Origin of the sequence: Synechococcus sp. MIT S9452 (assembly GCF_047304245.1) — a bacterium.
Taxonomy (GTDB): Bacteria; Cyanobacteriota; Cyanobacteriia; order PCC-6307; family Cyanobiaceae; genus RCC307.
Genome location: NZ_CP138956.1, coordinates 1,328,593 through 1,353,415, shown reverse-complemented (window position 1 = coordinate 1,353,415; position 24,823 = coordinate 1,328,593). Strand labels below are relative to the sequence as shown.

27 protein-coding genes are annotated in these 24,823 nt (G+C 55.5%); 14 read left to right on the top strand and 13 right to left on the bottom strand.

What is annotated here, in order from left to right; genetic code table 11:
- Positions 1–44 precede the first annotated feature (44 nt).
- The 6 genes from SIB46_RS07225 to SIB46_RS07200 form a co-directional block, all read right to left on the bottom strand.
- Positions 45–1,604, bottom strand: coding sequence for an NAD(P)H-quinone oxidoreductase subunit 4 (locus SIB46_RS07225; RefSeq protein WP_413297734.1), 1,560 nt, complete (start codon positions 1,602–1,604; stop codon positions 45–47).
- A gap of 76 nt (positions 1,605–1,680) precedes the next feature.
- Positions 1,681–2,625 (bottom strand): MraY family glycosyltransferase, encoded by a 945-nt coding sequence (locus SIB46_RS07220; protein WP_413295498.1) that lies wholly within the window; start codon positions 2,623–2,625, stop codon positions 1,681–1,683.
- A gap of 3 nt (positions 2,626–2,628) precedes the next feature.
- Positions 2,629–3,546 (bottom strand): hypothetical protein, encoded by a 918-nt coding sequence (locus SIB46_RS07215; RefSeq protein ID WP_413295497.1) that lies wholly within the window; start codon positions 3,544–3,546, stop codon positions 2,629–2,631.
- Positions 3,543–4,340: a glycosyltransferase gene (locus SIB46_RS07210; protein ID WP_413295496.1), complete on the bottom strand. Its 798-nt coding sequence runs from the start codon at positions 4,338–4,340 to the stop codon at positions 3,543–3,545. Before SIB46_RS07210 ends, SIB46_RS07215 begins: the two co-directional genes overlap by 4 nt.
- A gap of 49 nt (positions 4,341–4,389) precedes the next feature.
- A complete protein-coding gene (locus SIB46_RS07205) occupies positions 4,390–6,387 on the bottom strand; it encodes an NAD(P)H-quinone oxidoreductase subunit 5 (RefSeq protein ID WP_413295495.1) in 1,998 nt (665 codons plus the stop codon).
- 34 nt (positions 6,388–6,421) lie between these two features.
- Positions 6,422–7,144, bottom strand: a complete 723-nt coding sequence (locus tag SIB46_RS07200) for an NnrU family protein (RefSeq protein ID WP_413295494.1) — start codon at positions 7,142–7,144, stop codon at positions 6,422–6,424.
- Between the two features lie 153 nt (positions 7,145–7,297).
- Between SIB46_RS07200 and rfbF the strand changes: the two genes are divergently transcribed.
- From rfbF to SIB46_RS07155, 9 genes are all read left to right on the top strand, one after another.
- The gene (rfbF, locus tag SIB46_RS07195; RefSeq protein ID WP_413295493.1) at positions 7,298–8,068 is read left to right on the top strand and encodes a glucose-1-phosphate cytidylyltransferase; all 771 of its coding nucleotides are present in this window, start codon (positions 7,298–7,300) and stop codon (positions 8,066–8,068) included.
- Positions 8,068–9,174: a CDP-glucose 4,6-dehydratase gene (rfbG, locus tag SIB46_RS07190; protein ID WP_413297733.1), complete on the top strand. Its 1,107-nt coding sequence runs from the start codon at positions 8,068–8,070 to the stop codon at positions 9,172–9,174. The genes rfbF and rfbG overlap by 1 nt, the downstream gene beginning before the upstream one ends.
- Positions 9,164–9,712, top strand: coding sequence for a dTDP-4-dehydrorhamnose 3,5-epimerase (gene rfbC, locus SIB46_RS07185; RefSeq protein WP_413295492.1), 549 nt, complete (start codon positions 9,164–9,166; stop codon positions 9,710–9,712). The genes rfbG and rfbC overlap by 11 nt, the downstream gene beginning before the upstream one ends.
- On the top strand, positions 9,709–10,914 hold the full coding sequence (locus SIB46_RS07180) for a class I SAM-dependent methyltransferase (protein WP_413295491.1): 1,206 nt from the start codon (positions 9,709–9,711) through the stop codon (positions 10,912–10,914). Before rfbC ends, SIB46_RS07180 begins: the two co-directional genes overlap by 4 nt.
- Positions 10,915–11,019: 105 nt before the next feature.
- The gene (locus tag SIB46_RS07175) at positions 11,020–12,036 is read left to right on the top strand and encodes an FkbM family methyltransferase (RefSeq protein ID WP_413295490.1); all 1,017 of its coding nucleotides are present in this window, start codon (positions 11,020–11,022) and stop codon (positions 12,034–12,036) included.
- Positions 12,037–12,047: 11 nt separating this feature from the next.
- Positions 12,048–12,839, top strand: coding sequence for an NAD-dependent epimerase/dehydratase family protein (locus SIB46_RS07170; protein WP_413295489.1), 792 nt, complete (start codon positions 12,048–12,050; stop codon positions 12,837–12,839).
- A gap of 25 nt (positions 12,840–12,864) precedes the next feature.
- A complete protein-coding gene (locus SIB46_RS07165; protein ID WP_413295488.1) occupies positions 12,865–13,623 on the top strand; it encodes a cephalosporin hydroxylase family protein in 759 nt (252 codons plus the stop codon).
- A gap of 70 nt (positions 13,624–13,693) precedes the next feature.
- A complete protein-coding gene (locus SIB46_RS07160; protein ID WP_413295487.1) occupies positions 13,694–14,824 on the top strand; it encodes a hypothetical protein in 1,131 nt (376 codons plus the stop codon).
- A gap of 95 nt (positions 14,825–14,919) precedes the next feature.
- Positions 14,920–15,903: a LysR family transcriptional regulator gene (locus SIB46_RS07155; protein ID WP_413295486.1), complete on the top strand. Its 984-nt coding sequence runs from the start codon at positions 14,920–14,922 to the stop codon at positions 15,901–15,903.
- Between the two features lie 3 nt (positions 15,904–15,906).
- On the opposite strand, the gene SIB46_RS07150 is transcribed toward SIB46_RS07155, so the two are convergent.
- Positions 15,907–16,524 (bottom strand): DUF3172 domain-containing protein, encoded by a 618-nt coding sequence (locus tag SIB46_RS07150; RefSeq protein WP_413295485.1) that lies wholly within the window; start codon positions 16,522–16,524, stop codon positions 15,907–15,909.
- Complete coding sequence (locus SIB46_RS07145) at positions 16,524–16,874, bottom strand: NAD(P)H-quinone oxidoreductase subunit M (protein WP_413295484.1); 351 nt, start codon at positions 16,872–16,874, stop codon at positions 16,524–16,526. Before SIB46_RS07145 ends, SIB46_RS07150 begins: the two co-directional genes overlap by 1 nt.
- A gap of 65 nt (positions 16,875–16,939) precedes the next feature.
- On the opposite strand from SIB46_RS07145, the gene pds reads away from it, so the two are divergent.
- Both pds and SIB46_RS07135 read left to right on the top strand, forming a co-directional pair.
- Positions 16,940–18,307 (top strand): 15-cis-phytoene desaturase, encoded by a 1,368-nt coding sequence (gene pds / locus SIB46_RS07140; RefSeq protein ID WP_413295483.1) that lies wholly within the window; start codon positions 16,940–16,942, stop codon positions 18,305–18,307.
- A 3-nt stretch (positions 18,308–18,310) separates the two neighbouring features.
- On the top strand, positions 18,311–19,240 hold the full coding sequence (locus tag SIB46_RS07135) for a phytoene synthase (protein WP_413295482.1): 930 nt from the start codon (positions 18,311–18,313) through the stop codon (positions 19,238–19,240).
- Here SIB46_RS07135 and SIB46_RS07130 read toward each other — a convergent pair.
- The 3 genes from SIB46_RS07130 to SIB46_RS07120 form a co-directional block, all read right to left on the bottom strand.
- Positions 19,237–20,166, bottom strand: a complete 930-nt coding sequence (locus tag SIB46_RS07130) for an alpha/beta fold hydrolase (RefSeq protein WP_413295481.1) — start codon at positions 20,164–20,166, stop codon at positions 19,237–19,239. The genes SIB46_RS07135 and SIB46_RS07130 overlap by 4 nt on opposite strands.
- A 12-nt stretch (positions 20,167–20,178) precedes the next feature.
- Positions 20,179–20,613, bottom strand: a complete 435-nt coding sequence (locus SIB46_RS07125; protein WP_413295480.1) for an RNA recognition motif domain-containing protein — start codon at positions 20,611–20,613, stop codon at positions 20,179–20,181.
- A 77-nt stretch (positions 20,614–20,690) separates the two neighbouring features.
- Complete coding sequence (locus tag SIB46_RS07120) at positions 20,691–21,851, bottom strand: CCA tRNA nucleotidyltransferase (RefSeq protein ID WP_413295479.1); 1,161 nt, start codon at positions 21,849–21,851, stop codon at positions 20,691–20,693.
- Positions 21,852–21,903: 52 nt separating this feature from the next.
- Between SIB46_RS07120 and SIB46_RS07115 the strand changes: the two genes are divergently transcribed.
- From SIB46_RS07115 to SIB46_RS07105, 3 genes are read left to right on the top strand one after another with little or no spacing between them, the layout of a single operon-like run.
- A complete protein-coding gene (locus tag SIB46_RS07115) occupies positions 21,904–22,152 on the top strand; it encodes a Ycf34 family protein (RefSeq protein WP_413295478.1) in 249 nt (82 codons plus the stop codon).
- Positions 22,149–22,745, top strand: a complete 597-nt coding sequence (gene tsaB / locus SIB46_RS07110; protein ID WP_413295477.1) for a tRNA (adenosine(37)-N6)-threonylcarbamoyltransferase complex dimerization subunit type 1 TsaB — start codon at positions 22,149–22,151, stop codon at positions 22,743–22,745. Before SIB46_RS07115 ends, tsaB begins: the two co-directional genes overlap by 4 nt.
- On the top strand, positions 22,745–23,305 hold the full coding sequence (locus tag SIB46_RS07105) for a YdcF family protein (protein WP_011934663.1): 561 nt from the start codon (positions 22,745–22,747) through the stop codon (positions 23,303–23,305). The genes tsaB and SIB46_RS07105 overlap by 1 nt, the downstream gene beginning before the upstream one ends.
- On the opposite strand, the gene SIB46_RS07100 is transcribed toward SIB46_RS07105, so the two are convergent.
- Complete coding sequence (locus SIB46_RS07100; protein WP_413295476.1) at positions 23,268–23,921, bottom strand: lysophospholipid acyltransferase family protein; 654 nt, start codon at positions 23,919–23,921, stop codon at positions 23,268–23,270. The two genes, SIB46_RS07105 and SIB46_RS07100, sit on opposite strands and share 38 nt — an antisense overlap.
- A gap of 1 nt (position 23,922) precedes the next feature.
- A complete protein-coding gene (fabD, locus tag SIB46_RS07095; RefSeq protein WP_413295475.1) occupies positions 23,923–24,816 on the bottom strand; it encodes an ACP S-malonyltransferase in 894 nt (297 codons plus the stop codon).
- Between the last annotated feature and the right edge of the window lie 7 nt (positions 24,817–24,823).

Sequence of the window (24,823 nt, the reverse complement as noted above, 5' to 3'; positions counted from 1 at the left end):
AGAGCTGACCGAACGGGGCGGAGATTAAATCGATCCGCCCATGTTCAGCTCAACTTCGGAGCAGAACGCAATGGCAAGTAAGGAGCCGTCAGCGCCTTCATCGATGACTCATCCCGGGCCACCACCTGCTCGATCGTGGCCCGGTAGCTGTCGGTGACCAGCTTCGGGTAGAGGCCAATGCCAATGATCGGCACCAGCAGGCAGGAAATGATGTAGATCTCGCGGGGCTCGGCGTCCACCAAATTGGCGTCGGAGAGCTCGGGTTTCTCCTGGCCAAAGAAGATCTCCCTGAGCATCGAAAGTAGATAGATCGGCGTGAGGATCACACCGATCGCCGCGGCCCCATCAATCACGATGCGGAAGGCCAGGCTGTAGGCATCGTCGGTGGCAAAGCCTACGAACACCATCAGCTCCGAGACAAAGCCGCTCATGCCCGGCAGCGCCAGTGATGCCAGCGAGCAGGCGGTCCACATGGCAAACATCTTGCGCATGCGCTGGCCAACTCCCCCCATCTCATCGAGCTGCAGGGTGTGGGTGCGGTCGTAGGTGGCCCCCACCAGGAAAAACAAGCTGGCGCCGATCAAGCCGTGGCTGATCATCTGCAACATGGCGCCACTGGCGGCCAAGGGCGAGAAGCTGCCGATGCCGATCAGCACAAAGCCCATGTGGCTGATGGAGCTGTAGGCGATCTTGCGTTTGAGGTTGCGCTGCGCAAACGAGGTCAGCGCTGCATAAATAATGTTCACCACCCCAAGCACCACCAGCAGTGGCGCGAACTGCACGTGGGCGTCGGGGAACATCGACGCGTTGAAGCGGAACAAGGCGTAGCCGCCCATCTTCAGCAAGATCCCCGCCAGCAGCATGTGCACCGGCGCGGTGGCTTCCCCGTGGGCATCGGGGAGCCAGGTGTGCAGCGGCACGATCGGCAATTTCACCCCAAAGGCAATCAGCAAGCCCGCATAACAAAGGGCTTGGAAGCCAGCTCCGAGATGTTTGGCGGCTAGATCTGAGTACTCAAAGCTGACAGGCCCGCCGCCGCTGAAGGCCATGGCCAGGGCTACCAGCAGGATGAAAAGGGAGCTGCCAGCGGTGTAGAGGATGAATTTGGTGGCGGCGTATTGGCGTTTTTTGCCGCCCCAAATCGCTAATAAGAGGTAAACGGGGATCAGTTCGAGTTCCCAGGCCAGGAAGAACAGCAGCATGTCCTGGACTGCGAAGACAGCGATCTGGCCGCCGTCCATGGCCAGCAGAAGGAAATAAAACAGCCGCGGTTTAAAGGTCACCGGCCATGCCGCCAGGCAGGCCAACGTGGTGATGAAGCTGGTGAGCAGGATCAACGGCATCGAGAGCCCGTCGGCCCCCACCGACCAGCCCAAGCCCAGGTCCGGCACCCAGGGGATGACCTGACGCAATTGCAGCCCGGCGATATCTGGGTCGTAACCGTTGAGGTAGGCGCCAACCGTGATCAGAAAGGTGGTCAGCGAGACGCCAAGGGCGTACCAGCGGACACCTCTGCCGTTTCCAGGATCTGGAATCAGTGGGATGGCCAGGGAGGCGGCGATCGGCAGCAGGATGGCCGTCGTCAGCCAGGGAAAGGAATCCAGTTCCTTTGCGGCATCTGGTTGGAGTGTAGAAATTTCAGCCGTTGCTGCCAGCAGTGCGTTCCCTTCGACACACAGTTCAAGCGAAAGGAACGGCTTCCTTCTGATCGAGCCAAAGTCCGGCGCTGATCACAGCCACTGCCCCGACCAGGACCCCGCCTAGTCCGATCGTCAGCTGTAAGAGAGCCAAAACGGCGGTGGCGCCCGCGTACAGCCCAGCAACGTTTTGATGGGGCCAGCCGGCTTGATGCAGCCGCTGAAACAGATGCAGCCGGTGCGCTTGAAAGATTCGTTGACCAGCGGCTGCCCTGCGAAGCACGCAAAGGCAGGCATCGGCCAGCAGTGGAGTTGCAAGCAGGAGCATTGCTAGCGCTTGGGGCCAACTGGTCGCTTGAAGCACCATCCCAGCGAAGACGGCACCAACAAAGGTGCTGCCCACATCACCCATGAACACCTTGGCTGGAGCCCAGTTCCAGATCAGGAATCCCGCGAGCGCGCCCACCAGTGGCCAAAGACCACTGGCCCCATCAAGAGCCACTGCCGCCAGGCTGATGGCCATGCAGCCGGCAACGAGCCCATCCAGTCCATCGGTGAAATTCACAAAGTTGATGACTGCCGTCACCGCAATCACCACTAGCGGCCCACACAGCCAAGGCCACAGCGGTGTTGGCAGAGCTGTCGGCAGCAGCAGGGCGATGGCTGTGAGGATCTGGATGCCGTAACGCAGCAGTGCTGGCAGGTTGAGTCGATCATCCAGCAAGCCCACCACGGCTAATGGCGCACAAATCCAGGGGATCCACAGCGCCGGCGACGGCCCTCCAAGCAGCAAAAAGCTGTTGAACAGCAGTGTGACCAGCACAAAAGCGACACCCCCGCCACGGGGTGTTGGTTTGGTGTGAGCGCTGCGTTCATTGGGTTGATCCAGTAGCCGCTGTTGTAGTTGAGGGATCAAGGCCCGCAGCAGCAGCCAACTGGCCGCACACGCGGTTAGAGCAACCAAGAGAGACAGCGCTGGGTTGCTCATCGCTTAGGCATCGAGAGTGTCTGGCCCGTGCCCGTGGTAATCGACGACAGGGAACAAAGCAGCCGGTTGCTGCAGCAAGGAGCCCGCTGGTGTGAAACCAGCAAGGTCAGCGCCAATCCTCAAAATGGCTTCGTAGCGTTTGAGTGAAAACAGTGCGATTGGCGCGGCCAAGAAAAAGAAGAGCTGATTTGGAATTGTGAAAAGCCTGCACCGCCGCTTGACTGCCTCCCTGGAGCCGGATGATTGCAGTCTTTTCAGCAACGCGAAGTAGCTGAGCGTCTCATCGCCACCTACTTCCAGCAACTTCGGCGCAGCCAATGCGTTGGTTTGGATATCAGTTGCCATCTTCAGGGCGATTGCTGCGAGTTGGGCGGCATGAATAGGCTGTCTTTTGCCACTTTCTTTTGGGAAAAAAATAAATGGATACGTGGCTATGGCCTTCGACAAGCGGCTGATGTTGGAGTCTTGATAGGGGCCAACGTGGCCATAAATCATTGTTGGTCTGACGATGCTTGAGTGGATGGAATTTCGTTGGCACAGAGTTTGAATGCGCTCTTCTGATGACCTCAGCTTCTGGACGAGTTCTTTGTCGTAAGCATTGAATGCATAACGTTTGGTGCTCGCTGAGCTCGATGAGCAGGCGATCACTCCTTTGATTTTGTGGAGGACTTTGGGTCTCTTCTGCTCGAGATATTCAAGGCAGCCTGCGAGCAACCAGATTGGCCCGAAGCTGACCCAGATGCTGTCCTCTTCTGGCGAGTCAAGCTTGAAGGAGTCCGGGTTTCGGAAATCCCAAGGTGTCAGTTCAGGGTTCTTGCGTGAATAGGCTTTGATTGGTTGCAGGACTTTGCTGCAGGAGGCCTGCCTCCGAAAGGCTTCTCCTGTTGGTGTTGAAGCGCCAAAAAGGTGAATGATCGTCATCGTTTCCAAGCGCTAGCTAGTCGCCGGATGTAGCGGCTGATGAAAGGAATCCACCAGAGGCTTCCAAAGGTTTGTTGGTAGCTGGTTTTAACTTGATTGAATCGTGATTTTGTGTGTTGACCGCTCACTCCACCGTCAGACATGTGAATCAGTTCAAGATCGATGCATCGAATATTCAGTGCTTTTTGGTTGCTAAGGTGTAAGAAATAGTCAAGATCTGCAGCCAATGGATAGCGCTCGTCATAGTGATTCAATTTTCTCTGAACACATGGGCTAAAGAGTGTTCCTTGGTGAGGGGGTGTTTGCCCAAGAAAAAGTTTCCTTCTGAAGCTTGCTGCGTTGAGGTTAACGCAACACCTTTTCGCTGAAAAAGCTGTGCGACGCGATAGCTGCCCTTGGGCATTGGCATACCTGCCTTTGGCGATGACAAGGTCCGTCGATCTGGCTTGGCTTTGGGCCGGGATTGCTTCTGCCAGTCTCTGTAGGACTGTCGAGCTTGCAGCCCAGTCATCGGAGCCCCAGAACAGAATCCATTCCTCAGGCCTGGCCTCCTCGAAGCCTTGATTCATGGCTCCAAAGATTTTTTGGTGCTTCGGTTTCTGCTCACTCCATTCAAATCGAGTATCAGCTTGGCAGCAATTGCTCAGCCACTGGCGATGCTCTTTGGATGAGGGGCCATCAATAAAAAGGCAGCGCCAATCCTGAAATGTTTGAGATTGGAGTGATTGAGTGAATTTCGGTAAGAGTTTGTATGAATTGAGCGTTGGAACAACAACCAGAAATTTGATAGTCATCCTCTTGAAGTCTTTCTTGGTCGCAAGCCGAGGATGATGAATCCCTGCATCACCCCAAGGCGCCGAAGATCACTACCAGGCCGATTACCCCGCCAAACACGATCAGGGCATAGAACTGCGCTCGGCCGGTTTCGAAGTATTTGAGGCCTTCGCCGCTCCCCAAGGTCACCAGGCCCGTGAGGTTGACCACCCCGTCCACCACCTTGGAATCCACCTGCAGCACTTGACGCGCCAGCTTGCGGCTGCCCTGCACGAACAGCTTTTCGTTCAAGGCATCGAGGTACCACTTGTTGGCCAGAAAGGCGTTGATGGCTGGGAAACGTCCGGCCACGGCCGTGCCGAGATCCACCTTGCGCAAGGCGTAGGCCGCGGTGGCCAGGCCAATGCCGGCAATTGAAATCGCCACCGAAGCGCCAGCGAGGGGCAGGAATTCCTTCCAACTGAAGTGTTCGGCCAACTCCAGCGCTTCCGCTGGATTGAGCAAGCCGGCAAAACGGTTGTTCCAGGGGGTACCCAGCAGACCGATCAGAACTGAAGGCACCGCCAGAACCATCAAGGGCACCGTCATCGGCCAGGCCGATTCATGGGGGCTGCTGGCGTGGCCATGGACCGTTTCATCGCCTTTGCCGGCCGCGGCGAGCAGCTGCTGCTGCACAGCACTGTCGGTGCCCCGGAACTCGCCTTCAAAGGTGAGGAAGTAGAGCCGGAACATATAGAAGGCAGTCATTCCCGCGGTGAGGAAGCCCACAGCCCAGAGCAGCGGGAAGCTGCCAAAGGCTTGGCCCAAGATTTCGTCTTTGCTCCAAAAACCAGCCAGTGGCGGGATGCCGCTGATGGCCACACAACCAATGAAGAAGGTGCTGGCGGTGATGGGCATCTTTTTGCGCAGCCCGCCCATCAGGCGCATGTCTTGGGCCAACACCGGCTCATGGCCCACCACCTCTTCCATCGCGTGGATCACCGAGCCGGAATCGAGGAACAGCATCGCCTTGAAGAAGGCATGGGTTACCAGGTGGAACATGCCGGCCACAGGGGCTCCGCAGCCCATGGCCAGCATCATGTAGCCGAGCTGTGACACGGTGCTGTAGGCCAGCCCCTTCTTGAGGTCCATCTGCGTCAGGGCGATGGAGGCCCCCAGGAAGCAAGTGATCGTGCCCACCACGGCGATCACTGTGAGCACTTGCGGGAAGAGGTTGTAGAGGGGCTCCAGCCGCGCCACCAAAAAAACGCCCGCGGCCACCATCGTGGCGGCGTGGATCAGGGCTGAAATCGGTGTAGGGCCCTCCATGGCATCGGGCAGCCACACATGCAGCGGGAACTGGGCTGATTTGGCCATCGGGCCCATGAACACAAACAGGCAGAGGGCCACAGCGGCCCAGCCCGCTACTTGGCCATCGGCCATGGCGGTGCTGAGGCCTGTGGCCATGCCTTCGAAATCAAAGGTGCCGGTGGCCCAGAACAAACCGAGGATGCCCAGCAGCAAACCAAAGTCGCCAACGCGGTTCACAACAAAAGCTTTTTGGGCGGCGTGGGCGGCGCCATCGCGGTCGTACCAAAAGCCCACCAGCAGGTAGGAGCACATGCCCACCAGCTCCCAGAAGACGTAGATCTCCAGCAAGTTGGGGCTCACAATCAGCCCCAGCATCGAGCTGCTGAAGAGGGCCAGGTAGGTGAAAAAGCGCACATAGCCCTTGTCATGGGCCATGTAGCCGTGGGAATACACCATCACCAGCAAGGCGATGGTGGTGACCAGCGCCAGCATCACCGCCCCGAGCGGGTCGACGCAGAAACCCATCTGCAGGTTGAAGGTGCCGGCACTGGCCCAGGTAAACAGCTGCTCGTAGGGCGCGGCCCCATTGAGTTGCTCTAGCAGCACCCCATAACTCAGGGCTGCTGAGCCGCCCACGCAGCTAATCAAAAAAGCCGCAACGGGCGTTCGCAGCCGGTTCAGCGTGCGGTTGAAGCTGATCAGGCCCAAGCCCACCAGGGCTGCTCCCACCAGGGGGAGCAATGGGATCAGCCAGGCAACCTCGGCCGCTGAAGGCATGGAAAACACTTCGATTTCCGGAGTGTAGGCAGCGTTAAGCCATCAGCCCGTATGCGCCATCGAGCCAGTGAGCAAAACCTGTTCGAGCAAAGCTGGTGGCGGCCACCCCAATCCACTGGTGGGCCCACCAAAAAACGCCAACTGCAATGGCAATGCCCAGCTGGGCTGGCCGCAGAAATTCACGCCAGGGCAAGGGTTGGCGGCCATCGAGCACTGCCGCAAAAGGAATCAATGAGGTGTTGGCCTTGAGCTCGTCAAAGGCCTCGCCAAAACGGTTTTGCAATCTGCGGTCGCCGTTCCAGACCGCGAACAGGTGATGGCCGATCAGCCCCACGCAGGTCACCACCATGAAGCTGCTGCCGATCCAGAGCAGATGGGTGGCGCACCACAGGATTTGCCCCACCGCCTGGGGGTGACGGGTGACGCGAATGATGCCGGTGGCATACATCCGCACCTGGGGCTTCAGCACCGCTGGGATCTCCAGCAGGTTGTAGGTGGCCGGGTAGAGGAACAGAAAGCTGATGGCTGTTCCGCCCCACACCACCGGAATGATCCAGGGTTGATCCTGCAGGTTCCAAAGCCGCAGCCCGTCGTAGCGATGCTCCAGGAAGTAGGCGATCACCACTACGGCGGCGGGGATGCTCACGGCTGCGAAAAGCAATCTCCAGGCCCGCTCGCCAATTTTTTCGGCTCCCCAGGCTCGCAGTGAGGCTCCACCGCTGTGCAGCACGGCAAAGACGATCAGCAGGATCAGCATCACGACGCTGCTGTGGTGATTGATTTCGTGGTCCAAGAGTCAGGACTGGTGAATGGATCAGATGGGGGTTGGTGATGTCACCCGTCAAAGCGATGGCTTGGGCCTGCTGAGTCGCGGCAAACTCTGATATTTTCACAAAAATTCCTGTTTTTCATGAAGGCTGTGATTCTTGCCGGCGGCCTCGGCACTCGCCTGAGCGAAGAAACACATCTCAAACCTAAGCCAATGGTTGAAATTGGCGGTAAGCCTATTTTATGGCATATTTTAAAAATTTACAGTTCACATGGTATCAATGAATTTATAATATGTTGTGGCTATAAGGGTTATGTAATTAAAGAGTATTTTGCAAATTATTTTATGCACACTTGTGATGTGACTTTTCACCTGGATGAAGACAATCGAATGGAAGTCCATCATCGTAAAAACGAGCCTTGGAAAATCACGCTTGTCGATACTGGTGATCACTCAATGACTGGGGGACGCTTGGGTAGAGTTCGCAACTATTTGGGTGATCAACCTTTTTGTTTTACCTATGGCGATGGATTAGCAGATGTGAATGTTGGCGCATTGATATCGCATCATCAGCAAATGGGCAAACTTGTTACTTTGACGGCTGTACAGCCTCCCGGTCGGTATGGTGCTTTGCAACTGGCGGGTGGTGCTGTCAGAAATTTTCAAGAAAAGCCAGATGGAGACAATGCCTGGATAAATGGTGGCTTTTTTGTCTTGGAAGCTGAAGTTCTAGATTGGGTTGATGCTGATTCGACGAGTTGGGAGGCAGATGTTTTGCCTCAGCTTGCTGCAGCTGGTCAACTATCAGCTTTCCGACATGAAGGCTTTTGGCAGCCGATGGATACCTTGAGAGACAAAAATCGTCTTGAAGACCTTTGGGCTACTGGAGAAGCCCCCTGGAAGAGGTGGTGATGTTCAATTCTTCTTTTTGGAAAGGCCGTCGTATTCTTGTTTCTGGCCATACAGGCTTTAAGGGTAGTTGGCTAACCCTTTGGTTACTTTCTTTGGGCGCTGAGGTTTGGGGGGTATCACTTGATCCTGTAGGCGAGCCCAATCTTTTTAGATCGCTTGGGTTTGATTCTGAGATACCAAAAAACTTGCCTGGCACACTTCACAACCATATTTTAGATATTTGTGAACTATCTACACTGCAAGAGGTTGTTGAATTGGCTAATCCTGAGGTTGTTTTTCACTTAGCGGCTCAGCCTCTTGTAAGGGAGAGCTATAAACACCCACTTCACACATGGGCCGTTAATGTGCAAGGTTCTCTTCATGTGTTAGAAGCACTTCGCTTTGTAAAGCATCAATGTGCTGTGGTCATGATTACTACTGACAAGGTTTATGAGAATTTTGAGTGGGATTACGGTTATCGAGAATCAGATCGATTAGGGGGAAGAGACCCATACAGCGCCAGCAAAGCAGCAGCTGAACTTGCTATTGCTAGTTGGAGAGATAGTTTTTGTGGATCATCACAACACCAAACCCCTTATCTACGCATCGCTTCAGCTCGTTCAGGGAATGTTATTGGTGGTGGAGATTGGGCAGCGGATCGAATTGTCCCAGACGCGATGCGCGCTGTAGCTGCTGGCCAGCCTGTTTCAGTTAGGTCACCACAAGCAACACGACCATGGCAACACGTGTTGGAGCCATTAAGTGGATATCTAATCTTGGCTGAAAAGCTAATGGCTGACAATGAAAGTCATAGTGAAGCATTTAATTTTGGTCCATCAATTAGTGCGAATCGCTCAGTCCAGGAGCTTGTTGAAAAGTCGTTTCAATATTGGATTGGTACTTGGACTGATTGCTCCATCTCTTCCAACCCACATGAAGCTGGACGACTTCATCTGCAGATTGATAAGTCTTACCACCGGCTTGGCTGGAAACCTCATTGGCCTTTTGAAACCACCGTAGAACGAACCGTTAAATGGTACAAAAAAGTACATGAAGGATCTCGACCATTGGATTGCTGTTTGGATGACTTGAGAGCCTATGAAGAGGTTTTGAAAAGTGTCTGTTGAACTCCTTAGTACACCAATTGAAGGGTTGTGGCAGCTGCTATCGGGAACTTTCTCCGATAATAGGGGCTCATTTCTCAATGCATTTAGGCATCAAGAACCTGGGTTTCAGAAAGTTTGGGGCAAACGTTCAATAGTTCAGGTCAACTTGAGTTGTTCTGAACATGTAGGCACTGTCCGTGGTTTCCATCTCCAGGCTCCGCCATATGCTGAAGCCAAGCTTGTGCGATGTATTCGTGGTCGTGTTTGGGATGTTGCAGTGGATCTTCGTTGCAACTCTTCCACCTATGGCCAGTGGCATGCAGTTGAGCTTTCGTCTGTCGGTGGGAACGCGTTGATGATTCCTGAAGGATGTGCCCATGGCTTTCAGGTCTTAGAGTCTCGTAGTGAACTTCTCTATCTTCATTCAGGATGTTGGGCGCCCGAGGCTGAAACAGGTGTTTGTTGGAATGATCCAACTCTTGCTGTAAATTGGCCAAAACCTGTAACTGTTGTCAGTGATCGAGACAGTGCCCTCCCATTCTTAGAAGCTTTTTCATGACTCATTATTGTCGTCATTGTGGATCACCTCTTCACCATGAAGTGATTGATTTAGGCCATCAACCCCCAAGTAATGCATATTTAACGACAGAACAACTTGCTCTTCCCGAAATAAACTTTCCTTTAAAAGTATATTTGTGTTCATCGTGCTGGTTGATGCAGGTGCCAGCTCACGCAGCCGCGGACGAACTCTTTACTGCTGATTATGCTTATTTCTCAAGTACATCCAAAAGCTGGTGTGAACACGCTCAAGCATTTGCAAGCAAAGCTATTGATCGTTTGAAGCTTGATTCTGCCAGTTTTGTTGTTGAGCTGGCATCAAATGATGGTTATTTACTTCAGTATTTTCAGGAAAAGGCTATTCCCTGCCTAGGTATAGAGCCTACTAGCTCTACCGCGCAAGCATCGCGAAAAAAGGGCATCCAAACCATTGAAGAATTTTTTGGTACCGCTCTTGCAGACCAACTTTCAAAAGCTGACCTCGTTGTAGCTAATAATGTTTTGGCGCATGTTCCAGATATTAATGATTTCGTTCAAGGCATCTCAAGACTACTAAAGCCAGACGGTCAAGCTTCCATCGAGTTTCCTCATCTTCTTCGGCTTATCCAGGGAAATCAGTTCGATACCATTTATCATGAGCATTACAGTTATCTTAGCCTTCATATAGTTTCCAGGATCTGTAGAGAATTTTCTCTTCAAGTAATCGATGTGGAGGAGCTTTCAACTCACGGAGGAAGTCTTAGGGTTTGGATATCAAAAGCAGGATTTATTGATCCTTCTCCTAGCGTACAGGCTGTTTTACACGCAGAAAATAGTCTCGGGTTGCAGAGTTATGAAGCGTATTTAGGTTTTCAGGCCAAAGCTGAGGAGGCTAAACTAGGCCTACTTTCATTTTTGATTAAATCAAAGAGAAAATCAATTAATGTCTTGGGCTATGGTGCTGCTGCAAAAGGCAACACTCTTCTAAATTATTGCGGCGTGCAGCCCGATCTTCTGCCAATGGTGGCTGATCAAGCCAAAAGCAAGCAAGGTAAGTTTCTTCCAGGCAGTCACATACCCATCGTCAGTCCCGAGGAATTAAAGACTAATCAACCTGACAACATAGTCCTTTTCCCGTGGAATTTAATAAATGAAATTTCACAGCTTTATCCATCTATTCCACTTGTAACGGCCATCCCACATCTGACAATTCATAAGGCTTGATTAATGATCTCTCTTGCTTGCACTGTTGATCGCATTTGTTTGTATGCCTCTATGACTAATAGATCACTTTGGCATGTTAAGCTTCTCTGAGATCAGGCTTTTAGTATGGCATTAGATTTGGATTTTATTCGGGGCCTTGCGTCCTTTCTTGATGATAATCCCTGCCTTGACTATGATGCACGCGTACAAATTTTGTATCCATTATTAGATCAACTCTATAAGCCTGAAGAGCTTATGCGCGTAGAGTTAGATAGTGGTTTGATTCTAGACTATTTTTATAAATCAAATATTGCAAAAGAAATACTTCTTCGATCGCGTCTTAAACCTAGTCATGCTTGGGAGCCAATGACTACTGCTCTAGTTCAACTCGCCTTGGATTTTTGTCCGGGGAATGTTTTGATTGGCGGAGCGTATTTTGGTGATCACGCATTAGTTGCAGCGCATCAATTATTTAAACGTGAGCAACCATTTAAGGTAGTCTGTGTTGAGCCAAACTCCGAACAACGCAATCTATTAAACGCTAACGCAATTTTAAATAGTCTTCAAGAAAAAATTGTTCTAGAGGATGCTGTGTTGTGGTCTGAAGAAGGTCTTTGCTTTGAGTTAGACAACACTGATTCTCATGCATCAGTTCGGCAAAGCAACTCTTCGACTTATTTAAGTAAAACCATCGATACTATTGTTTCAAAAAATAAGCTTGAGTCTATTTCTCTCCTGATGTTAGATATTGAAGGCTCAGAAGAATGCGCATTGAAAGGCGCTTCGGAGCTTTTGTCGATGCCTGAGGATCACGCACCCATCGTTATTTTTGAGGTTCACCGCAAATATGTTGACTGGTCTAATGGCCTTTCAAATACCTCAATTGTTGAAAGCTTAGTTGGCCATGGCTACACCATTTACGCTTTAAGAGATTGTCAATCTAATTGGGAGCTTGACTTGGAAAAACCCGAATTAATTCCGCTCACAAATGTTGTTTTAGACGGCCCACCACATGGATTTAATGTGGTTGCATCTAAGAGCGATAAGTTTTTCAATCCGTCGAGATTTAATTTCGTCAATGATGTAAGCCCAAAATATTTGCGTCATCGCTCACCTTCGTTGCACATGCCCATTAGTCTCTAGCTTTACTGATTTTGACTACAAAAGTTATTCTTGGATCGACTGGATGGATTGGTTCCTCTCTTGCAAATTATTTAAGAGCTAAGGGGCAGTCACCCCTTCTTATTGACCGCAATAACATTGACGATTGGATAGAGAGTGAGGCAGCAGTTGATGAAGTTTTTTACTGCATTGGTTTAACTGCTGATTTCAGGAAATTCCCCTATGAGACGGTGGACGCCCACGTTAATCTTTTGATGCGAATTGTCCGAAATAAGAAACTAAAAAAATTACTTTATCTCTCTTCGACAAGAGTTTATCAAAAATCGAACTCTTCATCGGAAGAAGATATGCTAACTATGAATAGCAATGATCCTGGTGATTTGTATAATATCTCAAAGCTAATGGGCGAATCACTTGTGCTAAATGATTCGCGCAATGGTTTTAGAGTTGCTCGCATTAGTAATGTCGTTGGACCTTCCCAGCCGTCAGCAACTTTTATTGGCTCTTTGTTAAATGAATCATCGCTCAACTCAAAGGTAATTATCAGACAACATCAGGATTGTGCAAAGGATTATATTCATTTGTCAGAAGTAGCTCGTTATTTGGATTGCATCTCTCATTCAGGGAAATTTAGAATCTATAATGTTGCAAGTGGCTGTCAATCTTCTCACCTCCAAGTAGCGCAATGGTTGCGGCAAAAAGGTATTATCGTTGAGTTTGCTCGGAATCCGGGTAAGGCTATAATATTCCCACCAATTAACGTTGATCGAATCCGTGGTGAATTTGGACCTTCGTTCTCTCCGCTAACCTCTACAGCTTTCTAAGTCAATCTTTTACTCTTTTTCTTAAATGGGACTATCTTTCTCTTTTGACGGCGATGCTTCTATTATTCGTTGTAATGATGAAGAGTTAAGTTTATCTGACCCCAGAGCATTCCAGATTCTCAGTGACGCGTGGCTTCGGTCTGGATGGGATACAAAATACGTTTATGGGTTCAGCTGGCTAGGCAGGCCTATTATTCAACTTCCAGAGGATATGATCCGTATTCAGGAAGTCATTTATGACTTGCAACCTGATGTCATTATTGAAACCGGTGTGGCCCATGGTGGGTCATTAATATTTTACGCAAGCTTATGCACAGCAATCGGAAAGGGTAGAGTTGTAGGTATAGATATAGAAATACGCAACCATAATAGATTGGCAATTGAGGAACATCGTTTATCACCACTCATCAAACTTATAGAAGGCAGCTCAGTAGATGAGAACATATTCAGTCAGGTAAAATCTATGGTTTCAGCGTCCGATAAAGTATTGGTCTTGTTGGATAGTAATCACACAAAATCTCACGTACTAGCAGAGCTTAATCTCTACAGTCAACTTGTTACCTCTGGAAGTTATATTGTTGCTTGTGATGGCATTATGAAGCAAGTGACCGGTGCTCCACGCACCAATAAAGATTGGGAATGGGATAACCCTCTCTCTGCGATTGCAGATTTCCTCGAAACTAACCCAAGCTTCAAGTTAGAAGAACCTTTTAGGCCATTTAACGAGGGTTCCATAGCAGAACGTGTTACTTACTGGCCTAATGCATATCTTCGTAAGTCTTAGCTTGCTTAAAATATAATTGATTTCCTGGATTTTGGTCTTGTGTCGTGTTGAATTTAATTGTTTCTGAGATGTGACTACAAAATTATCTATTCTTATCCCAACCTGGAAAAGATATCCTGGCTTGTACAGGAATTTGCTTTATATTAATTATTTACTAACTTCTGGCAACTGGCGCCTGTTCTTCAGTCAAGTTGAATTCATCATTGCTGATGGTACTCCCGTTGGCTTTGATCCGGAAAAATGTTATCCGTTGCTTTTAGCTCTTATTGAAAAGCTTCAAGCAAGCATAAACCTTGTCTATTTGCATGCGCCTGAGCAGACTTACCTTGCGAGGATTGCTTTGTTGGCAAGTAAGTCGACGTCTCGTTATGTAATGGTTGTTGGTGATGATGACCTTATTGTGCCTAATTATTTGCTTGAGTGCGTTGATTTCTTGGATTCGAATATACGATTTAAGTGTGTTGCTGGTCGGCAAATTAATATTTTGGGGTTCTCTGGAAATTCCCTCAAGTTTGATGATTCTGACCGGTTTTTCTATGGCGCTTCAGTGACAGTGGATAATTGTATTGGGAGGTTCATTCAATATCAAACTTTAAATATGGTTGGATGCCCCTCTCTTTACTATGCAATTCAAGCAAGAGAGTTGCTGTCCAATTTTGCCAGGCTTTGTGGTGACAAAGAATCTGAACTTTTTTATGGAGGATTAGAGCTAATTCACCAAACTCTTACTTTAAAGGAAGGCTTTGTCAAGCTTTCAAATCTGCCAACTGTGCTCAGAGATTTCACCTACTTGAACTATTTCGTTGAGGAGGAGCGCGTCGCTCCGTCTTCCGATGCTTATCCTTATTATGGAATTGGTGCTGTCAGAATAGTTGCATCGCTTTTGAAGGACACCTCAGGATTTAATCAACATTGCAAGGACCCCTTCGGCTTGCTTGATTCTATTTTTAATGCTAGTGCTGAGATTTTGCCCTCTCAGCAACGTGTAAGAGGCAATCTCAATTCTCAATTAGTGCAGCAAAATCTACTTCAATTAATCCCTTTAGAAACATGTTCGCTTGCTTTTAGGGTGTGGCGTGAAACTTTGGTTTTGCGCTATGGGCCTAATAGTAAATCAACTCTTGGTTTTAAAGACAGCTTCATTTTGCGTTTTCTTGTCGATTTGCGTTCGAGGTTTTTGGCTTACTTAAAAGCAAGCTAAAAAGGATTAATATATAAGTTTTGACCCTTTTTTCTGGCTATTCGGATTTGCGCACCTTATGATTTAATCGCTCGCGGCTTTTGACCTAGCTCTTAGTGGCGGACCTTCCTTTCACCCTTGATCAGCTGCGCATCCTGCGGGCGATCGCCAGCGAGGGCAGCTTTAAGAAGGCCGCTGACAGCTTGTTCGTCACCCAGCCAGCGGTGAGCTTGCAGATCCAGAACCTGGAGAAGCAGCTGGATGTTTCCCTGTTTGATCGCGGTGGCCGCAAGGCGCAGCTCACCGAAGCCGGCCACCTGCTGCTCAGCTATTCCGAGCGGATCTTGAGCCAGTGTCAGGAGGCCTGCCGGGCCCTGGATGATCTGCACAACCTCAAAGGTGGCTCGCTGATCGTGGGTGCGAGCCAGACCACGGGCACCTATTTGATGCCGCGGATGATTGGCCTGTTCCGCCAGAAATACCCGGATGTGTCGGTGCAGCTGCAGGTGCACAGCACCCGCCGCACTGGCTGGAGCGTGGCCAATGGTCAGATCGATCTGGCGATCATTGGAGGTGAGCTCCCGCCGGAGTTGATGGAGCAGCTGCAGGTGGTGCCCTATGCCAGTGAAGAGTTGGCGTTGGTGCTGCCGGTGAAACATCCGATGGCGCGGCTGCAGGAACTCCAGAAAGACGACCTCTACCGGCTCTCCTTCATTTGCCTTGATGCGCAATCCACCACTCGCAAGGTGGTGGACCAGCTGCTCTCCCGCGGCGGCTTGGATGTGCAGCGTCTGCGCATTGAAATGGAGCTCAATTCCCTGGAAGCCATCAAAAATGCTGTGCAGAGCGGCCTGGGCGCAGCATTTTTGCCGGTGGTGTCGATCGAGCGGGAGTTGGCCAGCGGCACGTTGCACAGGGGCGTGATGGCTGATCTGAGCGTGCGCCGGCAATTGCGCCTGATCACCCACCCCGCCCGCTATTGCTCACGGGCATCAGCTGCCTTTCGCCGCGAAATCCTGCCGGTGTTCGCCAGCCCCGACAGCCCACTTAGGCGCCCTCAGCCTTCCGCTGAATCAGCTCAGGCTCCTGATGCGGCTTAAGGCTCAGAACTGATCTGCTTCTGGAGTGATGCCCACGGTGTCATCAGCAGCGCCAGCGATGCCGGGGTTCTGGAATTTGTTCTCACCGGCGTCGGTTTGATACACGCAGCGCACGATGGGCTTATCGCGAATTGAGCCGATGTAGGCAAAGGTGTTCATCCGCTGCTTGCAATCGCGCATCTGATCGGTGGTGACGGCACCGGCTTTTTGCAGCACGGCCCAGTTTTCCCGGCGGATGACGCAGCCCGGCTGGAGCTTGGGCTGGGTTACAAAGCTGGTGGAGGGGTTCATGGTCGTGTACATCTCCACGTCCATCACAAAGGCGCTAGCCCCCCACTGCTTGCAGAATTCCGGGTCAGGAACGGCCAGATCGAGCTGCTCACTGCTGGCGATGTTGCCCTGGGAGCCCGATGTATTGCTCGTGAGCGACGTGCCGATGCCGATGCCGATGATCAAAATGCCGGCCAGCACGGCGATTGTGGCGGTGTTGAAGGTGAGCCCGGCTCCGCCACCACCTTTGTTGCCGCTATTGCCACCGCGTTGCGGCGGCCGGCGCTCATAGCGATCGCGATCGTCATAGCGATCGTCGTCGTAGCGGGAGGGGGGACGGCGGGGGGCCATCAGAGGGTCTCAGGGGTGCGGGGCAGGCCCATGGAGTAATTCAGCACCCGCGCGCCGAGGTTGTAGCGCAGCTCACCGGTCTGAAGCAGCTGGCGGATAAAACCTTCCAGGTCGGTGCCGATGCGGCGCAGGTTGTAGTCGCTCAGCTCAGTTCCGGCCGCGGCATCAACGAGTTCAGCGAAACGCTGTTGCACCTTGGCCAGCACAGGCTGATCCCATTCGAACTCGTTATCAGGATCGAGATCGAGGGTCAGTTTGTCGTCGGAGGCCTTGAGCTCTCCGCTCTCTTCCACCGTGGCGGTGAAGATCCGCACGTGGCGGGTGGTGCACTTCAGCGGGGTATCAGACACCTCAACCAGTCAGCGGGCATGAGCTCAACTCTATGGTGAGCCATCAATGTGCGACGGGCGCGACGATGCGGGTGGCAATTGCTGGAGCTGGCCTTGCAGGGCTTTCCTGTGCCAAATACCTCAGTGATGCCGGCCACACGCCGGTGGTGGTGGAAGCCCGCGACGTGCTCGGCGGCAAGGTGGCGGCCTGGCAAGACGAAGACGGTGATTGGTATGAGACCGGCCTGCACATCTTTTTCGGGGCCTACCCGAACATGCTGCAGCTATTTAAAGAGCTGAACATCGAGGAGCGGCTGCAGTGGAAGAGCCACTCGATGATTTTCAACCAAAAGGAGGTTCCGGGCACCTACAGCCGTTTTGATTTTCCGGATCTGCCCGCCCCGATCAACGGTGTGGCAGCCATCTTGGGCAACAACGACATGCTCAGCTGGCCTGAAAAGATCAGCTTCGGCCTGGGCTTGGTGCCCGCCATGCTGCGCGGTCAGGGCTATGTGGAGGAGTGCGACAAATACTCCTGGACTGAGTGGCTCCAGCTCCACAACATCCCTGAGCGGGTTAATGACGAGGTGTTCCTTGCCATGAGCAAGGCGTTGAACTTCATCGACCCTGATGAGATCTCCAGCACCGTGGTGCTGACCGCCTTGAACCGTTTCCTGCAGGAAAAGAACGGCTCAAAGATGGCCTTCCTTGATGGCAACCCGCCTGAGCGCCTCTGCCAGCCAATGGTGGAGCACATCGAATCCAAAGGCGGTGAGGTGCATCTGGAATCCCCCCTGCGGGAGATCGAGCTCAATGCAGATGGCTCGGTGGCGGGCTTCCGCATTGGTGGTGTGGCTGGCAAAGAGCCCTACACGCTCACCGCTGATGCCTATGTGAGCGCGCTGCCAGTGGATCCCTTCAAGTTGCTGCTGCCTGAGCCCTGGAAGCAGATGCCCTTCTTCAGCAAGTTGGATGGCCTGCGTGGGGTGCCGGTGATCAACATCCACCTTTGGTTTGATCGCAAGCTCACCGACATCGATCACCTGCTGTTTAGCCGCTCGCCCCTGCTCAGCGTGTATGCCGACATGAGCAACACCTGCCGCGAATACGAAGACGCTGAGCGCTCGATGTTGGAGTTGGTGTTTGCCCCGGCCAAGGATTGGATCGGTCGGCCGGATGAAGAGATTGTGGCCGCCACCATAAAAGAGCTCGAGCGCCTCTTCCCGCAGCATTTCGGCTCTGAGAACCCAGCTGTGCTGCGCAAGAGCAAGGTGGTGAAGACTCCGCTTTCGGTCTACAAAACCGTTCCCAACTGCCAGCCCCTGCGGCCGACGCAGAAGACACCAGTGCCCAACTTCTTTATGGCCGGCGATTACACCCTGCAGCGCTATTTGGCTTCGATGGAAGGCGCGGTGCTCAGCGGTAAGCTCTGCGCCGAAGTTGTGGCGGCCTGAAGCATGGTCTTAAGCCCGCCTGCTCCTGCGCTTGGGATCCCTGATCTTGAGCAGGCCTATGAGGACTGCCGGGTTGAAACCGAGCGCTGGGCCAAGACGTTTTATCTAGGCACGTTGTTGATGCCGCCCGCCAAGCGCCGGGCGATATGGGCGATCTACGTGTGGTGCCGGCGCACCGATGAGCTCATGGATAGCCCCGAGGCCCAGGCCTTGCCGGTGGCTGAACTCAGCGCCCGGTTGGACCTGTGGGAGCAGCGCACCCGCGAGCTCTTTGCTGGTCAGGTGCGCGATGGCCTCGATCGGGTGATGGCCGATGTGATCGAGCACTACCCCCAGCCCCTGGAGGCCTACCTCGAGATGATCGAGGGCCAGCGCATGGATCTGGCTAAGCATCGCTATGCCGATTTTGCTGAGCTCAAGCAGTACTGCTTCCGCGTGGCGGGCACCGTTGGCCTGATGACCCAAGAGGTGATGGGCCTTGATCCGGCGTACACCACGGCCCCCTGGAGCGAACGCCCCGACACCAGCGAGGCCGCTGTGGCTTTGGGTATCGCTAACCAGCTCACCAACATCCTGCGGGATGTGGGCGAAGACCGCGGCCGCGGCCGCATCTATCTGCCCCAGGAAGACCTGCAGCGCTTTGGCTATTCCGAAGCCGAACTGATGGCCGGCACCCTTAATGACAACTGGCGTGCCTTGATGGCTTTCCAGCTGGAGCGGGCTCGCGAGTGGTTTGCGCGCTCTGAGGCTGGAGTGCGCTGGCTGGCGCCGGATGCCCGCTGGCCGGTGTGGACCTCGTTGCGGCTCTACCGCGGCATCCTCGATGCCATTGAGCGCCTCAACTACGACGTGTTCAACCACCGCGCCTATGTGCCGCGGGTGGGCAAGTTGATGGACCTGCCGCTGTCTTATCTGATCGCGCAGGCCCGTTAGGCGGCCAGCCAGCGCTGCAGCACGGGGTTCACCTGCTCAGGAGCTTCGTCGTGGGGGCAATGGCCCACGCCGGGCAGCTCATGCAGCTCCTGGATGCAGCTGTGGCTCTCGGCCCAGCGGCGCGCCTCAGCGATCGGTTCCCAGGGGTCAGCGGCGCCCCACAGCAAGCGCACGGGCAGTTCCAGTTGCGGCAGCAGTTCAGGGGCCATGTGGTCGCGGAACAGGTTCACAAAGCCGCGAAAACTCTCCACCGCGCCAGGCTGCTGTGCTGGCCGCAGCAGCAACTCAATCAGGTCTTGATCAACGTTGGCACCACTGGGGTAGGCCTGGGCGAGCACCTGCCGCACGAACAGCGGCCGGGCCACGGTGCGAAACAGAGGCTGCAGCAACCAGCGCTGCCGCACCAAGCGCTTGACCATCGGGCGGCTCCAGCGCTCCCAGATCGGCAGCAGCGCGGCGCGGCGGTCATCGAGGGCGCGCTGGGCGCAGTTCAGCAGGATCACTTGGGCTGGAGCCTGGCCGCGCTCACTGAGCAGCTGAGCAGCCCGCAGGGCCACGATTCCGCCAATCGAATTGCCCACCAGCTGCAGAGGTTTTTGGGGGTGCACCACCTGGCAGGCGAAATCCGCCACCTGCTGGGCCCAGAGGTCGAAGCAATAGCGCACCGAATCGGGTGCTTGGTGCTCATCGGCTAGCCGCGAGCGGGGCTTGTCGCTGCTGCCAAAGCCCAACAAATCCAGAGCCCAAACGGGTTGCTGCTCGGCGAGCGGGGTGATGTTGGCGCGCCAGTGGTCACTGCTGGCCCCAAAGCCATGCACCAACAGCACGGGGGCGCCTTGCCCTTCAGTTGGCTGTTGCCGGTAACCAACCGCAAAAATCCCCTCCTCCCCCTGCCAGGTCCAGTGCTGCAGGGGAGGGAGGGGCATGGAGAAAGGGCTTTAGACCGAGGCCTTCTGGTTGGCCAAGAGGTCTTTCAGTTTGGAGAGTTCGCCGGCCCAGCGTGGCTCGGGAGCTTCCTTGTCAGCGGGCTCGCTGTGCACCACCTTGTCAACGCTCTTGCGTGCCACAGCAGGACCGCCACCGGGGCCGCGGCGACGATCACCACCGCGGTCATTGCCGCGGGATTCACGGCGCTCAGACACCTCAACGCGCAGCTGGTTACCGCCGTACTCGCGGTTGTTGAACTGCTCGATCACCGCATCGGTGAGCTTGGGGTCATCGAGGTTGACGAAGCCAAAGCCGCGGCAGACGCCGGTGTCGCGATCGAGAACTGCTTTGAAACGCACACCTGCTCCGACAGCCGCAAACATCCCCTCCAACTCTTTTTGGTCGAAGTTCTGGGGCAGATTGCCGACGTAGAGACGAGTGCTCATCGGGGATTCAGGCGAAAGAAAGAGAGGCTGCGTTCGGTGTCCTTGAAAGGCAGGGTCACGTGATGGCCAGAGGAAAGTTAATCACGGCACAGACCCTTGGCCGTTTTTATGCAATGTGGGCGCCCAAAAGCGCGCTCCAGGATTAGCCGTTCCATCAGCTCTCCCAACTGCGGGCCGGGGGCTAAACCCAGCTCCCGTTGCAGGGTGCGGCCATCGATTGGGCTGCGCGGGTGAAACAGCGGATCAGACCGATCGCGCCAGCGTTGTAGCCAACCAGCGGTTGCGTTGGGTTGCAGCAGCACCAGAGCCGGGAGGTCGTTTTGTAGTTCCCGGCAGAGCTGCAGCATCGCGGTTTCCTCCAAGGGCTGGCTGATCTGCTCGACCCAGTGGCGCAGCACTGCGCAGCGTTGTTGCAGCTTGCGGCTGGCTTTGAGCTGGCCCAGGGCTTCTCCCTCAAAGCGCTGGGCCAAGCGCGCCAAGGGCAGCGCCTGCCTCAGCTCCTCAGCGCTGAGGCCAGCCACCTCCAGTGAGCCTTGCGCCCCAGCGGTGAGGGGCCGCTCCCACAGCTGCAGTAAGCCCAAGTCGCTGGCTTGCTGCAGCCCGGCATCACCGCCTGGGCAGCCGGCCAGTTTCTCCAGCTCGGCCAGCACCCGTTCAGCGGCCACCTGGGGCAGGGCAGCGCTGTGGCGGCTGATCAACGCAGCGGTGGTGCTTTCCAGGCTGAAATTCAGCTCGGCGGCCAGCCGCGGTCCGCGCAAGAGCCGCAGCGGATCAGCCAGCAGGTTGGCTTCGCTGAGGGCCCGAAGTTGGCGCTTGGCGAGATCATCGAGGCCGCCAGTGGGATCCAGTAGGGGCGCTTCAGCGATGAGCGGCAGCGCCAGGGCATTGATGCCGTAATCGCGCCGCTGCAGATCACTGATGAGATCCGGCCCCTCTTGGGCTGCGAGATCCAAGCTCCAGGGGCCCAGCACCAGCCGGGCCATGTCCCGCTCGCGATCGAGCACAACTGCGGTGCCTCGGTGCTTTTTGGCAAGCCGTTGGCAGAGCTTGATGGCCCCTTGGGGGATCACCATATCCAAATCCGGATAGGGCCCCAGCCGCTGCAAAAGCGCATCGCGAACCGCTCCGCCCACCAAGGCGCTGCCAGGAGGAAAACAGCCCGGTGCCAGCGGCCAGCGAGCAGGCCTGAGGGCTTCCCAGGCCTGCTCGGCAGCGTGCGTAGCGGAGAGGGCATGCATCACCTCATCCTGGCCGCGGCACAATTCCTATCAACGGCGGTCCTCCGCGGCGATGTGCATCTGTGTTGATTGCCAGTGGGTGGACCGGTGCAAGGCCTACCACCGCGTGGAAACCCAGCACGGTGAACCCCACCTCAACGCTGAACCCGATTTTGAGCCTGAGCAGCCCCGCATTCACGTGAGTTTGCGCCCCATTGAAAACAGTTGGGGCATCGAGTGGGATGTGCGCTCCTGCAGCAGCTTTGCCCTCGATCGCGGCCACTGGCAGCGTTTGCGCCCTGGGGCGCCGGTGCCCTCATGAGCTGCGCCCTTGCCCTGCACAGCTGCAGCCCAGCCCTTGGCTTGGCCTTGCTCGATGGCGGCCAGAGCCGCTCGATGGCCCATCCCCTGGGCCGGCAGTTGGCCAATGGCTTGCTGGAAGCGGTGGAGGAGCTGTTGCCGGCAGCCCGTTGGGCCCAGCTGCAGTGGTTGGCTGTGGCCACAGGCCCTGGAGGCTTCACGGGCACGCGGCTCACGGTGGTGTTGGCCCGCACCGTGGCCCAGCAGCTGGGATGTCCCCTGTGGGGCTGGGGCAGCTTTGAGCTGATTGCGCGGCGCAGGCAGCAGGAACTGCAGGGCTTGGAGGCCTGTTGGATCGGCCAGACCCTGCCGCGCCGTGGCGTGGTGGCCGGTCGCTACAGCTGGCAGAACCAGGGTGTGGTGGAGCTGGAGGCGCCGCGGCTCTACCGCCAGGGTTGGAGCGAACTGCCAGGGCCCAGCTGGGAAGCGGAGATGGATGCGGCGGCTGATGCATTGCAGCTGCTGCAGCTGGGCCAGGCGGCGGCTGAGGCCAAGCAGCCAGGTCCCTGGCAGCCCGTGCTGCCGATCTATCCCACCTCGCCGGTGCAGAGCTGATGCGGCGCTTGCTTCGCTGGAGCGTGGTGGTGCTGCTGCTCTGGGGTGGCTGGCGTTTGCTGCCGCGGCTGCTGGAGCCCTGGATGCCGCCACCGCAAATGATCCTGGTCTTGGGCGGTGATGTGGAGCGGGAAAAGCAGGCCGCTGCCCTGGCGCGTCAGAGCAACTTGCCGGTGCTGATCACCGGCGGCAGCAACCCGGAATATGCCCAGTGGGTGTTTGAAGGCCAGGGCGTTGATGCCCAGAAGCTGCAGCTCGATTACGCAGCCCGCGACACCCTCAGCAACTTCACCACCCTGGTGGACCGCCTGCGCCGCCGCGGTATTCGCCATGTCTTGCTGGTCACCAGCAGCGATCACATGGACCGGGCTTTGCTGGTGGGCCGTGTAGTGGCTGGCAGCCGCGGTATTCATCTCACCCCAGTGCCGGTGCCGTGCGGCGACGATTGCCGCCCGGAGCGGCGCAGCAAGGTTTGGGGTGATGGGGTGCGGGCCTTGGTGTGGGTGGTGAGTGGCCGCGACCTCAAAGAGGAGATGCAGGGCGCTCCAGCAGGGCGTTGATGGCCTGTTGGCACTGCGTTGTGGTGGCTTCCAGATCCGCGCGGCTGCGGCTGGCCGGCGCCGAGATCGGTTGACCCACGCGAATTTCCACTGCCACCGGCCGAGGCCACCGCTGCTTGGGACCAAAGGCTCTGTGGGTGTTCACCAGCGCCACAGGCAGCAACTGCGCTCCGCTGCGGGCTGAGAGCAGGGCGGCCCCCAGCTGGGGGTCTTCCACCCGGCCAGAGGCTTGGCGGGTGCCATCCAGGAACACACCGGTGGCCCAGCCTTCCTCCAGGCGGCGCAGGGCCGTGCGGATGGCTTCGCGATCACTGGCGCCGCGGCTCACCGGGTAAGCCCCCATGGCCGTGATCAATGGGCCAATCACAGGGATTTTGAACAGCTCAGCCTTGGCCATGAAGCTCACCGGCCGCGGCAGGGCATGGCCCAGCAGCGGTGGATCCAGGTGCGAGCCGTGGTTGGCCACCACCACCAATGGACCGCTCAGGGGCACCAGCTCCATGCCACGGCAGCGGCCGCGCAGGAACAGCCGAAAGATCGGCGTAACGAAGGCCCACTTCACCACCCGGTAGGTGGGGCTCGGCGGCGGCGAGGGAACCAGGGCGGAGCTGGCCATCTCAGGCCTGCCCCAGGCTGTCGATGCCATTGATTTGAGCCGGGGTGACGCCCTTGAGGCTGCGCTTGATCAAACCGCTGAGCACCGCCCCAGGACCCACCTCCACGGTGGTGCTGATGCCCTCTGCGGCCAGGGCTTGCATCGTTTCGCGCCAGCGCACGCCGGTGGTCATCTGGGCGCGCAGGCGTTGCTTGAGCTGGGCCCCTTCGGTGCAAGGGGTGGGATCGGTGTTGCTCAGTACCGGCACGCGGCTATCGGCAAAGCTGAGGCCATCGAGCTGCTCGGCAAAGGCGGCGGCAGGCTCAGCCATGAAAGGGGAGTGGAACGCGCCGGAGACAGCCAGGGGCACAGCGCGTTTGCAGGTCACGGTGGCCACCACGGCATCCACGCCGTCCTTACTGCCTGAGAGCACCACCTGGGCGTCGCTGTTGTCGTTGGCGATCACCACATCGGCGGTGTTGGCCACGGCGTCTTCCAGAGCGGCGCGGTCAAAACCCATCACCGCGCTCATGGCGCCCCCACCAGCGGCCGCCATCAGTTGGCTGCGGCGGATCACCAGCTCGATGCCGGTGCGGGCATCAAAAACGCCACCGGCATAGAGCGCCACCAGCTCCCCCAGGCTGTGGCCAGCCAGCAGTTCGGCCTGGCGCCCTTGCTCATGCAGCAGATCCACCAGGCAGCTCTCCACCACAAACAGGGCTGGCTGGGTGTTGCGCGTGTCGTTGAGATCGCTCAGCTCACCAGTGGCGTCTCCAGCGCAGATGGCGGCGAGATCGCGGCCTAACAGCTCAGAGGCCAGGGCAAAGCGCTCTTTGCCGAGCGGGTGCTCGGTGAGGCCCGCAGCCATGCCTGGCTTTTGTGAACCCTGCCCTGGAAACACCCATGCATTGCCCATTGCGCCT